At 49.3% G+C, this 15,405-nt stretch carries 16 protein-coding genes and 1 riboswitch; all 16 genes read right to left on the bottom strand.

The window, feature by feature from the left end; genetic code table 11:
* Window positions 1-13: 13 nt before the first annotated feature.
* Entirely contained in the window at window positions 14-889 is an 876-nt protein-coding gene (locus ACI955_RS11195) for a choline kinase family protein (protein ID WP_415243821.1), read from the bottom strand.
* Window positions 890-896: 7 nt separating this feature from the next.
* Window positions 897-1,523 carry a nicotinamide riboside transporter PnuC gene (gene pnuC / locus ACI955_RS11200; protein WP_415243822.1) on the bottom strand — a complete coding sequence of 209 codons (627 nt, stop codon included), beginning with the start codon at window positions 1,521-1,523 and terminating at the stop codon, window positions 897-899.
* Entirely contained in the window at window positions 1,516-1,779 is a 264-nt protein-coding gene (locus ACI955_RS11205) for a YkoF family thiamine/hydroxymethylpyrimidine-binding protein (RefSeq protein ID WP_415243823.1), read from the bottom strand. The genes pnuC and ACI955_RS11205 overlap by 8 nt, the downstream gene beginning before the upstream one ends.
* An 86-nt stretch (window positions 1,780-1,865) precedes the next feature.
* Window positions 1,866-4,013 (bottom strand): TonB-dependent receptor, encoded by a 2,148-nt coding sequence (locus ACI955_RS11210; protein WP_415243824.1) that lies wholly within the window; start codon window positions 4,011-4,013, stop codon window positions 1,866-1,868.
* 53 nt (window positions 4,014-4,066) lie between these two features.
* A riboswitch (TPP riboswitch) is annotated at window positions 4,067-4,182 on the bottom strand.
* A gap of 448 nt (window positions 4,183-4,630) precedes the next feature.
* Entirely contained in the window at window positions 4,631-5,080 is a 450-nt protein-coding gene (locus ACI955_RS11215) for a DUF2802 domain-containing protein (protein ID WP_415243825.1), read from the bottom strand.
* 64 nt (window positions 5,081-5,144) lie between these two features.
* Entirely contained in the window at window positions 5,145-5,876 is a 732-nt protein-coding gene (locus tag ACI955_RS11220) for an RNA polymerase sigma factor FliA (RefSeq protein ID WP_415243826.1), read from the bottom strand.
* Window positions 5,873-6,700 carry a MinD/ParA family protein gene (locus ACI955_RS11225; RefSeq protein WP_415243827.1) on the bottom strand — a complete coding sequence of 276 codons (828 nt, stop codon included), beginning with the start codon at window positions 6,698-6,700 and terminating at the stop codon, window positions 5,873-5,875. The genes ACI955_RS11220 and ACI955_RS11225 overlap by 4 nt, the downstream gene beginning before the upstream one ends.
* Window positions 6,701-6,840: 140 nt before the next feature.
* A complete protein-coding gene (gene flhF, locus ACI955_RS11230; RefSeq protein WP_415243828.1) occupies window positions 6,841-8,181 on the bottom strand; it encodes a flagellar biosynthesis protein FlhF in 1,341 nt (446 codons plus the stop codon).
* A gap of 84 nt (window positions 8,182-8,265) precedes the next feature.
* Window positions 8,266-10,371, bottom strand: a complete 2,106-nt coding sequence (gene flhA, locus ACI955_RS11235; RefSeq protein WP_415243829.1) for a flagellar biosynthesis protein FlhA — start codon at window positions 10,369-10,371, stop codon at window positions 8,266-8,268.
* Window positions 10,372-10,524: 153 nt separating this feature from the next.
* On the bottom strand, window positions 10,525-11,652 hold the full coding sequence (flhB, locus tag ACI955_RS11240) for a flagellar biosynthesis protein FlhB (RefSeq protein ID WP_415243830.1): 1,128 nt from the start codon (window positions 11,650-11,652) through the stop codon (window positions 10,525-10,527).
* 3 nt (window positions 11,653-11,655) lie between these two features.
* On the bottom strand, window positions 11,656-12,432 hold the full coding sequence (fliR, locus tag ACI955_RS11245) for a flagellar biosynthetic protein FliR (protein ID WP_415243831.1): 777 nt from the start codon (window positions 12,430-12,432) through the stop codon (window positions 11,656-11,658).
* A gap of 7 nt (window positions 12,433-12,439) precedes the next feature.
* Window positions 12,440-12,709: a flagellar biosynthesis protein FliQ gene (gene fliQ, locus ACI955_RS11250; RefSeq protein ID WP_415243832.1), complete on the bottom strand. Its 270-nt coding sequence runs from the start codon at window positions 12,707-12,709 to the stop codon at window positions 12,440-12,442.
* Window positions 12,710-12,791: 82 nt separating this feature from the next.
* On the bottom strand, window positions 12,792-13,538 hold the full coding sequence (gene fliP / locus ACI955_RS11255; protein WP_415243833.1) for a flagellar type III secretion system pore protein FliP: 747 nt from the start codon (window positions 13,536-13,538) through the stop codon (window positions 12,792-12,794).
* The gene (locus ACI955_RS11260) at window positions 13,535-14,038 is read right to left on the bottom strand and encodes a FliO/MopB family protein (RefSeq protein ID WP_415243834.1); all 504 of its coding nucleotides are present in this window, start codon (window positions 14,036-14,038) and stop codon (window positions 13,535-13,537) included. The genes fliP and ACI955_RS11260 overlap by 4 nt, the downstream gene beginning before the upstream one ends.
* A complete protein-coding gene (gene fliN / locus ACI955_RS11265) occupies window positions 14,038-14,442 on the bottom strand; it encodes a flagellar motor switch protein FliN (RefSeq protein WP_415243835.1) in 405 nt (134 codons plus the stop codon). The genes ACI955_RS11260 and fliN overlap by 1 nt, the downstream gene beginning before the upstream one ends.
* Window positions 14,443-14,451: 9 nt before the next feature.
* Window positions 14,452-15,399, bottom strand: coding sequence for a flagellar motor switch protein FliM (locus tag ACI955_RS11270; protein WP_415243836.1), 948 nt, complete (start codon window positions 15,397-15,399; stop codon window positions 14,452-14,454).
* Window positions 15,400-15,405 lie beyond the last annotated feature (6 nt).

Below are 15,405 nucleotides of genomic sequence, written 5' to 3' on the forward strand. Positions count from 1 at the left end.
TTTAGCGCGGCTTTTATATTTGCTCAATATTCATAAGCGTCCGCAAAGCACAAATCTGCTCGGCAATATCATTGGCCGTCTTGGCGGAGGCCATCACTCCGCTAGACCACTGCACCGCATACCAGAGCACCGTTAAATAAGCGTAAATAACCCGCCAGTGATACAGACGACGCCAGTCATCGGGCTGCAGGGGTCGCTGCAAATATTCTGCCAGCAACATGCGCTGTTGCTGCTCATTTAAGCCGTGCCCCTCAACAATTACCGCAAGCTCGTAGAAGGCATCACCCATGGCGGCGTATTCCCAATCGATGGCGTAGAGACGGCCATCATCGCCGGCAATTACATTTTCTAGCAGTAAATCGTTATGACAGAGACAGCTTCCCGCACTAAGAGTCTTGGCATATTCAATATGCGGTACCACATCCCCCGCTAGATTTTTTAAGTCAGCGGCATACTCAGCGGCGCTGCTTATTGCCCGCCAGTAACTCGCCGCTTTTTCATTAATATCTAAATATCCGTCGACTGCAGCTAGGCCGTGAATACTGCGCAACAAATACGCTAAGGATGTTAAGCCCGCCGCATCCGCCCGCCAATGCTGGCCGCTGACAAAATGGCCAACCATATACTGATAATCTGCATCGTAGTGGATCAGCGGAGCACATAGCCCAGCGCGATCCGCTAATTTTAAAACCTGCGCCTCGGTAACCCGATCTAAATTCAGTGCTGCACTGATAGACGAATTTTGGCGCAATACCATCACGGTGTTATCCGCAGAAATCAGCCAGCTTTTGTTGGTCAAGCCACCCAATAGTGGCCTTATAAGGACAGGCTTGGACTTGCTCCACAGGGCCCAGTCTGACGGAATAATGTCTGTTAGCGCTGAAGTCATAGCGACCTTATGATTGCGACGCAAGCTGCTCGCGCTTGTAAATGGCGTACCACTGAAAGAAACCAAACACCACCAACACCACATACATCACAAACAACAAGGCAGTGAGATACAGCCCACGATCAAGATATAAATATACCGAGGCGCCGTCGATTACAATCCAGTAGATCCAGTTTTCCAAGACCTTACGTGTCACCATATAGGTGGTGATGACCGCGCCCCAAGTGGTAAATGAATCTAAATAGGGTAAAGCCGCATGAGTGGAGGTATCCAATACATAGCCAAAGACCAGTGTTAACACCCCCACCACCGCAGCGATTAGCAAGTGGGTGCGCAGCGACCAGCGATGGATACGCAAATCCTGCTGTTCATCGCCTCTATTGCGCCACTGCCACCAGCCGTACACTGCCATCACTAAATAGAAAATCTGCAGGGCAGACTCCATCAGCAAGCTCACATCCCAAAACAAAAAGACGTAGATAGACGTACTGAGGAATGCCGCGTACCAGCATAGACTATTTTCCCTCATGACCAGAATAAGATACGCCAGCGCTAATACCACCGCGCCCAACTCCCAGAAGGACATCGCCGCAACAGCATCAGTCATCGCGGTAACGACCTGCTCACTAAGCATCGCGAGTCTCCGGGCTTAAATCGCCATCGATAAACTTGCATACAAAAATCGCGCGACCAAATTTTTCATAAGACAGGCGAATTTCTTTTTTCAGAACATCCATCACCACATCGTAGTCACCAAACACTTGGGTGCTCATGGTATTGGTCAACACCTCAAGGGCTGAGTGAGCATTCAAGCGATCAATAAAATCTTGAATCGCGGGAATAAACTCGTCTTTTAAGGGGTACATACTGATTTCAACAGAGAGTTGCATTGCACTCGTCCTTCAATATCGTGTTATTACTTAATCGGCTATAAGGGGCAATTTACTGCCCCAGCTAAAATCAACAAAGCCATTGATTAAAAAGTATAGTTAGCCGACACACCCACTACCCTCGGCTCAGCCAACTGAGAGTAAGTCTCTGGCGCGTAGCCATTGGCGGGGTTGTTGCCGAAGGCATTACTAAAGTAGAAACCTCGAGTTTGATAGTCTTGATCCGTCAAATTCCGACCCCACAAAGCTACGTCCCAGTTGCTGGCAAAGTAAGTTAGGCGCGCATTGATCAATTCATAGTCGCTGGATTTTTCGTTGTGGCTATTAGAAAAGTAGAACTCGTCTTTACCTTCTAGCTCTACTCGCAGTATCAAGTTTGCCATTAGGGATATCTCACTACCCACAAAGAATTGGTATTTCGGCGCGTGGGCCACTTCCCGGCCATCCAAGTTTACCGGCGCCAATGCCGCGCCATTATTGTCATCTTTGGCATCGACATGAGACTGGCTTACAAAGTCATCAAACTCTGCATTCAAGACACCGGCTGCGGCAAAAAATCGTAAGGATTCGCTAGCCGAATAATTAAGCTCTACTTCTAGACCACTTGTTGTACCCCCGGCTGCATTGGCAAGAAAATCGTCGAAAGAGAAATTGTTCGGATCAAAAAACGATTGCTTGGCCTGCACATCACTTCGGTCTTGGTAAAATACCGCCAGCTGCGCCTGCAAACGGCTGTTCAGCCACGAACCCTTAACGCCCACTTCGTAATTGATCATATGCTCGGTATCAAACTCGAATACATCGGGCGTAATCGCTGTGTTGCTTGCCGACGCGGAAATGATACGGCCGTTAACGCCACCCGCCTTATAGCCTCGCGAAATAGTGCTGTATACCAGTTTATTGTCGGCGTAACGGTATTCCACAGTCAGATTGCCACCCCACAGGTCCTCGTCGTTGGCTGAATTCACCATCAGCGAATCACTGTAATCGGCATTACGTTTTTCAAGGCGCAGACCAGACACCACGTTCAATTTATCACTGAGGGCCGTTATCAACTGGCCATACACGGCGTAGTTCTCGGTTTCGAACTGGCTGCTAAAACTGGCATTGCGCTCTAAATCTTCGGCTTCCTCACGGAAGTAGACACCGACTACCCAGCTGCTACTGGCATTAAACAGTTTGGACTGCTCGCTAGAAATAAACCGCAATTCCGCGCTGATATTATCTTTATCGCGCAGGTAGCTGTCTTGCGAGCTGTACTCATTGGGATCAAAGCCCACATAGCTCCAGTCCTCATCGTAACCGTATTCGGTTTCTGAGCTGGCCGCGCTTAAGATCGATTCAAGGCTAAAGGCGGAATTACCAGACCAGCGCGTAATCACCGAGCCTGCAAGGGATTCCTGCGCATCAGTGCCGGGCTGGTCAGACTGAGTTTTACGATTATTGTAAAAAGAGAAGGCGTCGTAGCCATTGTCGGAATCGATATGTAAGAGATTAAAGTCCATCTCTAAGGTCTCGCTGGCAGCAAAACTCAGCTTGCCACGCAGCACCGACTCATCGATATTATTGACGTCATCTCGGTTTAAAAAAGTGTTCTCAATGTAACCGTCGGATTGCTGATTTTGCACCGCCAGCCGATAACCGAAGCGCTCGCTTAGCGGGCCACTGGCAATTAGCCCAATGATTTTACCATTGTAAGTAGCCATCTCCGCCGAGACCTTGAGCATTTGTTCTGCCGATGGCGCCTTGCTGCTCATACTAATCAGGCCTGCCAAGGCATTGGCACCGTATGCTGTGCCCTGGGGGCCACGCAGCACTTCTACCTGGTCAATATCTAGGGTGCTCGCCGCCAAACCCAGACCGCTAAAATCAATGCCATCAATAATTAAACCCACCGACGGACTGACCGGATCGATAAATTGGCTGCGCTCACCGATACCGCGAATCTGAAAGAAACGACCGCGCGACGCACCAGAGGAGAAATTTACATTGGGAGCTAAATTGAGTAGCTGTTCGATATTGTTAGCGCCGCGTGCTTGAATAGTCGCGGCGTCAAACACACTGACGGTGCTAGCAAGATCCAGCAAACTGCTGTCCCTAAACTGACTAGTCACCACTACTTCTTCAAGATTATTGGCTTTAGAACTGCTGCCAGCATGGACGAATCCCGCTGTCATTAGACAGGCAAGACCGACAGACAAGGCAATGGGTTTTGGGGTAAATATATAATTCATGGCTCTCTCATATATAACAAAAATAAGAGACCCGGCACGCGCTAGAAGAGGGTTTTTGACTGCTCACCTATTCCTACGCCGGTATTAACCGGATCAGGTTCAAGGGTTTGCAGTGTGGATTTATTCAAATCCACCGCATCTCAGGCCGTAGCCACCCCTTAGGTTTTTCACGTAGGACTATAACAGATTTAAAGGCCGTCGGGGAATGGGGGGCCTTTCATATAAGGCTTAATTTGACTAATGAGGAATTATTGGAGCTAAGGTATATCAATAAATGAAACACTTAAGCTAGCCTAAATTGCGCCTTATGGTTCTTAGTCCTTAATCCTTGTCCTTGGCCATAACTTAAGCACATTTAACGCGATAACAAACGGCCACAAACCGCAGGCTTAGCGTAGTAGAAACAAGCTGAGAGAAAGCTTAAGAAGAGAGATTTTAGACGTAAACGATAAGAAAATTACCAGTAAGGACAGCAGTACTTGCCCTGCATTTTGCAGCAAGCGACTACAGACAACTATTAATCCTGCATTTTTATTGGTTTAGTCCCACGATTGTCAGAACTATACTAGCGGCGATATATAGCCAAGCAAGCTGCTAGGTAATGTTGAGTGTTTAGTTCAATGGGCCTTCTTAGACAAGGCCGTAATCAAATCAGCTTCGCTGGCAGAAATACCACAGCGCTGAGCTAATTCAGGCGCGCCAACGCCCTGCCCTGCCATCACGCTAACTTGCTGGTAAAAGCGCATGTCTTTTTTATCAGCGTCATTTCGCTGTTGACGCTCGCCGAGCATCTCCAAGTATTCCTCTAACGCCGATATACGCTCGCCGAGCATTGTCATAGCAGAATTCTGGTATTCAATTTTGCGCTCCAAGGCCACCACAACGACATCGGCATTTTGGGTTTGGGTAATCTCTTTGACAGTATAGCTGCGGCGGGCTTTAACCATAAACATCAGCAAGCCAACACCCACTATGCTCAGAACTAAGCCGAGCAATGACGCCTCAGATAAGTTTTGGCACCATTGAACAAACTTCATAGGAAATTCTAGATAGTCATATTTAGTCATTGTGAATTCTTCCTGTACTTACATCTTAGCTCTTGATTACTACCTTGGCGGCAGCTCATATTGGCTAGGCCGCAGTCCAGTCGCTTAGCCGACTTTTAAGCCTGACAATCGCTTGACTGTGGATTTGGCATACTCTTGATTCGCTTACTTCCATAACCTCACCAATTTCTTTAAGGTTAAGGCCGTTTTCGTAGTAGAGCGCCATCACTAATTTTTCCCGCTCTGGCAAGCTCTTTATCTGGCTCACCAGTGCGGCCTGAAAGTCGTCTTCAAGTACATTTTCCAGCGGTGCATAGCGATCATCGCCGCCGCCCACCTCAATAGCTTCGTGTTCGCCTTCGCTCATTTGGTCCAGGCTAAACAGGCGCACCGAACTGGTGTCTCGCAATAAGTCATGATATTCGTCTAGCGATATGCCCATTTCATCGGCAATTTCATTGGCGTTTGCCTCGCGGGCTAAGCGGCTTTCAACCTTGCGAACCGCTTCGCTCATTTCCCGCAGTTGACGAGTTACAGAGCGTGGTGCCCAGCCGTTGTGGCGCATCTGATCGATCATGGCGCCGCGAATACGGATACTGGCGAAGGTTTCAAAACTTGCGCCTTTATTCATCTGATAATTACTGCCCGCTTCCAGCAGACCAATCATGCCCGCCTGAATAAGGTCATCAACTTCGACACTGGCCGGCAAACGACTGACCAAGTGATAGGCTATTCGCTTTACCAAAGGCGCATGACGCTCTACCAGCTCTTCGCGGCTGCCGTATTGCACATTGAGGTAGGCGGAGTGCCCGTTCACATCGCAACTCCGGCGGCAGCCGCCGGTGTAAACATGCGGTCAACAAAGAATTCAATATCGCCGCTTGGGCTGCTGGGCATTGCCCATTTATCGACTGTTTCTGCCAAGCGGCGGAATGCCAGCGAGGACTCCGCGCCTGGATATAAATCGCTGACGACTTTTTGGCGGGTATCGGCCTTTATCAAATACGGATCGCGGGGAATAAATCCGGCGTATTCCAGTGTGACGTCTAGAAAGCGTTGGGCAACTTCGTTTAAACGCTCAAAGCCATCGCGGGCGTGATCGTGGCTATTAACCATATTGCGCAGAACCTTAAAGCGCTTAATGCCAGCATCGCGATTCATAACCTTAATCAAGGCGTAGGCATCGGCCATTGAGGTTAATTCGTCTGTTACCACCACTAATACATATTGGCTGGCGCGACTGAAGGTAATAACGCTGTCTGAGATGCCGGCGGCGGTGTCGACAATCATTACATCGTAATCACCACTTAACGCACTCAGGGAGCGAACAATAGCAGCATGCTGGTCATTGCCCAGCTCTGCCATTTTTTTGATCCCCGACGCAGCCGGAATAATCGAAATTCCCTCTGGGCCAGTAAGCAGAACATCTTCGATTGAGCACTTGCCGTCTAGTACATGAGACAAATTCCATTTCGGCTTTAGCCCCAGCATGATATCGACGTTAGCCAAACCTAAATCGGCATCCATCAGTAAAACGCGATTACCGCGTCTGGCTAACTGGCAAGCCAAATTAACTGAGATATTGGTTTTACCAACACCACCCTTACCACTGCTTACAGCTATGACTTTTACAGGACTCATTATCTTTATCACTCTCCCGATACATTTTTAGCCACCCCAATTAGATGGTAGCGGATTCTCAAACTATCGTTGCTCTATGGTATGTCTGTCGTCCTAAAATTGCTCTACGCACTATCACTAACTTTTCATAGAAATCTTGCCTAAACCCGCACGTTTAGCGCACGTCCGCGCTGACTTTGCTTGGCTGAAGCCACCTCAGCGGGCACAGATTCTTGCTGTTCGGGTGCCGGTATTGGCGCCGGAGTGCCATTGCGACGAACCTCAAAGACCTTGGTCATCCGCACCGCCATATTCACCAGTTTACCGGCATCTGCCGCTGACAAGTTTTGTGGTACCCGGGGGCCGTTAGCACACCACACCAACGGCAGGCGATGCTGGATCAAATTTGACATGGCGCCGCCTAAGCGCATGGCCTCGTCAATGCGGGTAAGAACTGCACCCTGGACGTTAAATGACGAGTAGGCGTCGATAATTTCGCTCTGCACATAGTTCTCTGAGTCGGCGGCCAGAGTTAAAAACACTTGAACATCCTGCATGCCCGAAATCAGCTGATTGAGCTCACTGATACCTTGCTTGTCCCGAAAAGAGATGCCCGCCGTGTCTATTAACACCAAATTCTTTTTACGTAAAAGCCGGTAGGTTTTCACCGCCTCGTCTGGGTCGCTGGCGACGTGAACCGGTATTTGCAGAATACGGCCATAGGCCCGCAATTGTTCTTGCGCCCCGACGCGAGCCGCATCTGTAGTTAAGATCGCAATGCCTGAGCGCCCGTGAGTCAGCACATATTGCGCTGCAATTTTGGCGATAGTGGTAGTTTTACCGGCGCCTTGAGGACCGACTAAGCAAATTGCCCCAGCACTTGGCGGCGCCTTAACCGCCAATTTATTGACCAATAGCATTTTAAGCATTTCACGCTGCACGGTCGTCGATTCATCACTAGGAATTTCTGCGCACAGGCGTTTACCCAAGGCTGGATCTATATCCATTGCCGACAAAAAATCATTTAATCCTTGATGCTCTGGGGCTTGATGACTAGCTTGCTGCCAATTATGGCCTTTTAGTTGGTCCATCAGCATAGACTTCATTGAGGCCATCTCCTGCTTCATGGTGAACAGCTCTTCATTCTGCGACCACACCATTTGCGGTTCTACCGCAGCCGGCCTATTAGTATCAACAGACGGCGCTGGCGGACTGCTATGCTGGCTGATTTCTTCCCCGGCTTTTTTACGGCGGTTAAACAGGGCATCGAGTGCGGTTGGCTCGCGATCAGTGTCGGCGCTGCGAGTTTGCTGCTGAGCCGAAAATGATGCTGCGGGCGCCGCAGCCATTGAGGTTTCGAGCATACCCTCAAGACTAACAACCACCTCCACTCCGCCTGCCACCCTACGACAGTCGAGAATAACGGCATCTGGACCATGGGCAGCGCGAACCAATCTCATCGCCTGCTGAGCATCCGTTGCTTGATATTTTTTCACTTGCATAAGCCACTCCCAGCACATTTCAATTTACGGCGAAATGTCATTAATAAATTTGTTACTACTTGCTTAACGCCAACTTCAAACATCTTAACTTAGGCGCCCTTGCTGACCGATTGTTGACAGTAATCTCACTTGCTTGCTGTCTGGTACTTCGTTGTACGACAACACGGCCAATCCCGGTACGCTGCGGCGTGTAAAGCGCGACACCCAAGAACGTATAGACGGTGACACAAGAACTACCGCCGGCTGCCCTGCCAGCTCCTGGCGATGGCTATAGTCTGCCAAGTCATTCTGTAAACGCTCTGCAATTCCAGGCTCTAATCCGGCGGCGGCAGCATTACCTCTAAGCATGTCTTGCAACAACTGTTCCAGATCTGGATCTAGCGCAGAAACAGGTAAGTCTTCCTCTAAGCCATTGATTTCTTGAACAATCATTCGACCTAACGCCACCCGAACACCCTCCAATAATTCGTCAGGATTTTTGCTACGCGGCGCTTGCTCCGCCAAACTTTCGGCGATTAGACGAATACTGCGGATAGACACGCCTTCTTTCAGCAGATTTTGTAACACCTTAACCACAATGCTCAGTGGCAATTGTTTGGGCACCACATTCTCAACTAAGCGCGGATCTGTTTTAGCGAGCCTATCCAATAGCTGCTGCACTTCTTCGTGACCCAATAATTCATGGGCATGATTCTTAATAATTTGACTGAGATGAGTCGCGATTACCGTACAGGGGTCAACCACGGTATAACCCATAGTTTGCGCCTGATCGCGCTGACTAGAATCAATCCATACGGCCTCCATACCGAAAGCCGGATCTTTAGTCGGAGAGCCGCGCAATGTCCCCTGTGCACCACCGGGATTAATGGCCAATTCCTTGCCTGCCTGAATATCTCCCTGTGCGATAGTGTCTCCTAACAACTGAATTCGGTAACTACTTGGCGACAGTTCAAGATTGTCGCGTATATGGACCGGCTGAATGAGAAAGCCCAAATCCTTGGAGAGCTTCTTGCGAACGCCGGTGATTCTTGCAATCAGCTCGCCACCTTGATTACGGTCTACTAGGGGAATTAAGCGGTAGCCTACTTCGAGACTAACTACATCCATTGGAGTGACTTCGTCCCAGCTCAGCTCACTGGGTTCACGAGCAGACGGCAGCTCTTCGAGATTTTGATCTTCATCAATAATTTCTGCTGCCGTTTTCTTCTGATTTTGCATCCACCAGCCACTGCCGCCGCAGGCCGCAGCCATCATTAGAAATACCAAATTCGGCATACCTGGAATGATACCGATCAGGCCCAGTAAGGTAGCTGACATATACAGCACATTGGGATTGGCAAACATTTGCCCAACAATCTGCTTACCCATATTTTGCGAGCGGGAAATACGCGTCACAATAATCGCGACCGCAGTCGAGAGCAGCAATGATGGCAACTGTGCCACCAAGCCGTCACCGATGGTGAGCAGGGTGTAGTTATGCATGGCTTGCGCAAAACTCAAACCATGCTGCGTCATCCCCACGCCCAAACCACCAATAACATTGATGAACAAAATCATAATGCCGGCAATCGCATCACCGCGCACAAACTTGCTGGCACCGTCCATGGAGCCGTAGAAATCGGCCTCCGTCCGCACTTCTTCGCGACGAATGCTGGCCTGCTCTTGGTTTAACAAGCCGGCGTTTAAATCTGAATCTATGGCCATTTGCTTTCCGGGCATAGAATCTAGAGTGAAACGCGCAGTGACCTCGGCCACCCGTCCAGCGCCCTTGGTGACCACCACAAAGTTAATAACAACGAGAATGATAAATACCACGATACCGACAACATAATTGCCGCCGATAACAAATTCACCAAAGGATTCAATAACCTTACCCGCAGCGCCGGGGCCAGTATGCCCCTCTAGCAATACCACACGAGTCGAGGCGACATTCAAGGCCAGGCGCAACAAGGTTGCCAAGAGTAATACGGTGGGAAACACCGAGAAGTCGATGGGACGATCAACGTAGATAACCGCCAGAATAATGACCAGCGACAGGGTGATATTAAAGGTAAACAGCAAATCCAGTAAAAACGGCGGCATGGGTATAACTAACATACCCAGACAGGCCATTAGCAGTACCAAAACGCCAATGCCGCTGTCTGCGGTCTTTTGTAGCCATCCCGGCATTGAAAGTGCTTGTGTTGCCATACTGCAGTCTCTCTACAATAACGTAATGCGCTTTAAGTCTGCGCCAAAATTTCGTCGTTATAGACTACCGTTGCAACAAGGGGGCCACTATTTGTAGGGGTAAATACGGACCAGCAGTGGATGGTCACTTGGGGGACTCAAATGCTGGATTTGCTACAGCAGATTGCCTAGGTATTCATCAGCAATATCAGGTTCCGGGGTATCCGGACAATCGCCACCCATGGTTTCCCAGCTGCGTAACTGGTAGACATAAGTGAGTATTTGCGCCACCGCCAAGTACAAACCCCCGGGGATTTCGGAATCTAGATCAGTGCTGGCAAAAATAGCCCTTGCCAAACGCGCGGACTCCACAATGGGAATATTGTGTTCCGTTCCTAATTCCCGAATCTTGGCCGCAATATTGTCTGCGCCTTTGGCCAGTAAAATAGGTGCTCCCATGCGGGCCTCATCGTATCTTAAGGCAACCGAAAAATGAGTAGGGTTGGTGATAATAACGTCGGCAGTGGGGACTTTTTCCATCATGCGATTATTAGCAGCGGCCTGCTGCATTTCACGCATTCTGGCTTTGCCTTCAGGACTACCGTCAGACTCCTTGTGCTCATCACGCACTTCCTGACGAGTCATCTTTAACTCTTTATTAAAATTCCATAGCTGCCAGGGCACATCGATGGCGGCTATCGCCACTAAAGGCAAACTCACCACGAAGAAAAACCACCCCAGCTGTGAACCGCTGTTAACGATGGCTTCCTTAGGTGCCTGCAGACTCAGACCTAAAATATCATCGGCCATTCCGGATAATAACCATATTGCCGCAACACCGATAAATACCATTTTCATAATGGATTTAACCAGCTCACCTAAGCTGCGCAAAGAAAATAATTTACCCAATCCCTTGATGGGGTCCATCCGTTCTGGCTTTACGCTCAAACTAAAGACCCAACCGCCTAGGATAGTCGACGAAACCACCACCGCTAGCAGTGCAACAGCCAGTATTGGCCAAATACTCAACATTCCCATTAACAAGGTTTTATATAGACGAGAGACAATGAGGGTTTCACTGTCGACTAATAAAAATTCTGGCGACAGGCTACTAGCAAGAATTGTCTTTAGCGCTTCAGCAAGGTCGGCGCCAGTAAATAATAATACTCCGGAGCCGCCTACGGTGACCATCATTGTGGTTAATTCTTTGGACCGCGCTACTTGCCCTTTTTTTTTGGCATCCGCCAATTTCTTGGGGGTTGCCTCTTCTGAGCGTTCCTGACCGCTTTCGTTCTCAGCCATACATCAGCCTCCGAGAAACAGTTCGACAGCAATAAATGCACTGCCCAACATAGTCGTTAACAGAGGAAGTAAATTGGGTAAAAGACGATCTACCACCAAGAATCCAATCAGCATTGCGATAGGAAAACCCACCGCAAACAGGTTTAAGGTTGGCGCCGCGCGACTCACAATACCAACGGCAAGCTGCACAACCAACAGAGCGACAACGGCGGGTATGGCCACTCGTATTGCGCCAGAAAACAACTCAGCGCCGCGCATCCACACAACACTAAACTGATCACGGGAAATACCGTCACCTGCCACCGGCCAATATTCAAAGCTTCTTGCCAAGAGGGCCAAAAAGTCGATATGACCATTCATGGCAACAAATATAAGCATGGTAAATATCAATAAAAACTGCGACAGCACAGGTACCTGCGCGCCGCGCTGAGGGTCTACCATCATGGCAAAACCCAGCCCCATACCCATGGCAATAATTTGCCCGGCAAGAATAATGGCATCAAATACCAGCTGCACGATTAAACCAATACAGATACCAATCAACAATTCATTGACTGCCAGCAGCATGGCTTCTATGCCGATTAAATTCGTCGCCTGCACTGGAGGCAACATTGGTAAAATAATGGCGGTGATAAATATTGAAACCAAAATACGCGCAGGTGTGGGTATATACACCGCGCTAAATAGGGGGGCCGCAATCATCGCCCCGCTAACACGCACAAACGGCAGCCAAGCGGATGCGAGCATAACACTGAGTTCGTCTGGCGTTGGCGCGATCATCGCCAGACTACCCGACTAAACTCGGGATCATAGTGAATAATTGACGGGTATAATCAAGCAATTGCCCCAACATCCACGGGCCCGCAACCCCCAAAACCACAACCAGCACAACTAGCTTAGGTATAAAGCTCAGGGTCATATCCTGAATCTGGGTTGCGGCCTGAAACATCCCTATCGCTAAACCAGCGGCTAACGCGGACAATAGCAAAGGTGCCGCCAAAAGTACGGTGACATTCATAGCCTGGCGGCCGAGTTCAATTACCGTGTCTGCATTCATTGCCTGACCTCATACATTATTGTCATAGTAATTGCCGACGCTATCTTCATTGCTGCCAAGTTCGTCATTGCCGTCAGGGTCGTCATTGATAGAAACTCGCCGCCAGTGAACCCATCACCAAAGTCCAGCCGTCCACCAAAACAAACAACATAATTTTAAACGGCAGCGAAATCATCATGGGCGAGAGCATCATCATACCCATTGACATCAATACGCTGGCGACTACGAGATCGATAACCACAAAGGGAATAAAAAGTAGGAAGCCAATCTGAAACGCGGTTTTTAATTCGCTGGTTAGAAACGAGGCCATGAGAATAGTGAAAGGCACGTCTTCCGGCTTATCAAGCTGTTGGATACCCGCAATCTCAGCAAAACGGCCGATATCCTCTTCCCGTGTTTGGCGGAGCATGAATTCGCGAAACGGCTGGAAACCCGTTTCAAGAGCTTGGTCAAAGCTCATTTCTTCTGCGATATAGGGTTTGATGGCATCGGTATACGCTATTTCTGCTACCGGATGCATGATGAACAGGGTAAGAAAAAGCGCCAGACTCAACATAATTTGATTCGACGGCGTTTGGCCAGTACCCAAAGCCAACCGTAGAATCGACAATACAATCATTATGCGCGTAAATGCCGTCATACCCAGCAGTATGGCTGGCAGCAAGGTGAGCGCCGTCATCACCGCAAGTAATTGCAATGACACCGAATATTCTTGACCACCCGCTGGGGTGGCTACCGAAGTAAACGCAGGCAAGGCCAGCGGTGCTGCATCGGCAAACAAAGGCAAGCCACAAAGGCAAAGTAATGTTAGAAAGCGGCTAAGTTTCATTTGGCCTCACCCCGCGGTGAGAGATCTTTATTGGCCTTATTTGCTGGCGCCAGTATTTGCCGCTTTGCCAGTAATTTGGCAAATGGCGATTCCTGTGGCTTACCGCTTTCATCATCTGGTGACGAAGCCCAGCAGTGAAGCGTATTGATTGCGGTAGCAGTGCAGCCTATCAGCAATTTTTCATCGCCAACCTGCACTACCAACAATTTTTCCTTCATACTCAGCGGTATTTGCGAAACCAGCGTGACGCCAGCCTGCCCGGTTGTAGACACCAAGCGACTGCGCCGCAATAGCCACGTTAGGCCAACAATACACACAATAACAAACAGCAAACTACCGACCATACCGGTTACATCAAACGATGGGCCCACCGGTATAGGCGTCGTAGCAGAGTTGTCCGCAAGGTCTTCGGCAAGCACAGTGAGTGACGGCATAAAGGTCGCAGTACTTAGCAGCGCCACTGCCACGCGGGACCTTAGATGACTAGCGAAATTAGCCATTAGTGACGCTCACGCTCTTCTTGACCAACCACCTCGGTCAGCATAATACCGTACTTGTCTTTTACTACCACGATCTCGCCACGGGCCACTAAAGTCCCATTAACAAGGACATCCAGGGGGGTGCCCGCCGCTCGATCTAATTCAATAATCGCGCCCTGATTCAAGTCACGTAGGTCCCTGATACTCATTTTGGTTCGCCCCACTTCAACGGCAACACTCACGTTGACGTCCATAATCATATCCAGACTCATATCCTTGCTCATGCGTCCTTTTCCTTGTTTTGGAGATGTAGTTTGCGCTGCATTATTGTCACCTAAAGTTGTGCTCTCCGAGCTTGCGGCCATCGCATTTGGATTAGTCGCATCGCCACCATTTACTTGCTCGCCATTAGTTTGATCCGTCATGGTCAATCCTCAATGCTGATTTCGACTGGTTTCCGATCTGCCGGTCAAGCGAACAGCTAACTTGTCTTCATTGCTGCCAAAGCGACCGTGCATAAACGGCGTATCGTCGATCATAAGAATCACATCTTCCGCCGACGGAATATCGATAACATCCCCCACTTTAAGCAGGGAAACACGTTTTAAACTCATTCGGATTTGAGCCAAAATGGCCACTAATTCAATAGGCGCGGTCTCAAGCCCCTCAAGCAGACGGTCACGCCAATCTGCGTTCGACGCTTTGCTGGTCGATTTAGCCGGATCGCCCAAGCTGTCGCGCACCGCATCAATAGCACTCCATGGCACTATCGACCAAAGTCCGCCGGCAAATTCGCCCACGTTAACAATAAATCTTGTTGCCACTAGGGAATCAGCCTCGCCAATACTGTCCAACATCCGCGGGTCACTGACTTGTGCAGAAATACTGGGCTCAGTTTTTATGACCGATTTCCAAGCGCTAGCCACGTCAGTCAATAGAGCCGAACTGAGCATTTCCATAAAACTAAATTCGGAGACCGACAACAGTTCGCGCTGACCTTTTTGAATACTGCCGGATCCACCAAAGTAGCGATCTACCATCTGGAACACCAAGTCAGATTCAAATGCCAATAAGATATTGGCGTTCATTGGCAAACCTTTCACCACAGAAATGCTGCAGGGAGCGGGTAAGGTATTCAGCATTTCGTCAAATTTCATGACGGTAATTTTATCAACTCGCACCGCATCCACCGTGGACACAAACTCGCGCATCCGATCCCGAGTCGCAGTAGCAAACTGCGATTGGATAAGTGATAGTGCTGGGATTAATCGCTGGATCGCATAATCTTGGCGAGCTAAGTTATACTTTTCGCGACCAGGATCATTCTGATCCTCACCCTCCATTAACGCTTCTAGCTCTTCGGGATCGAGAATATCGCTCATGTTACT

The organism is Zhongshania sp. (assembly GCF_047636175.1).
Lineage (GTDB): Bacteria > Pseudomonadota > Gammaproteobacteria > Pseudomonadales > Spongiibacteraceae > Spongiibacter.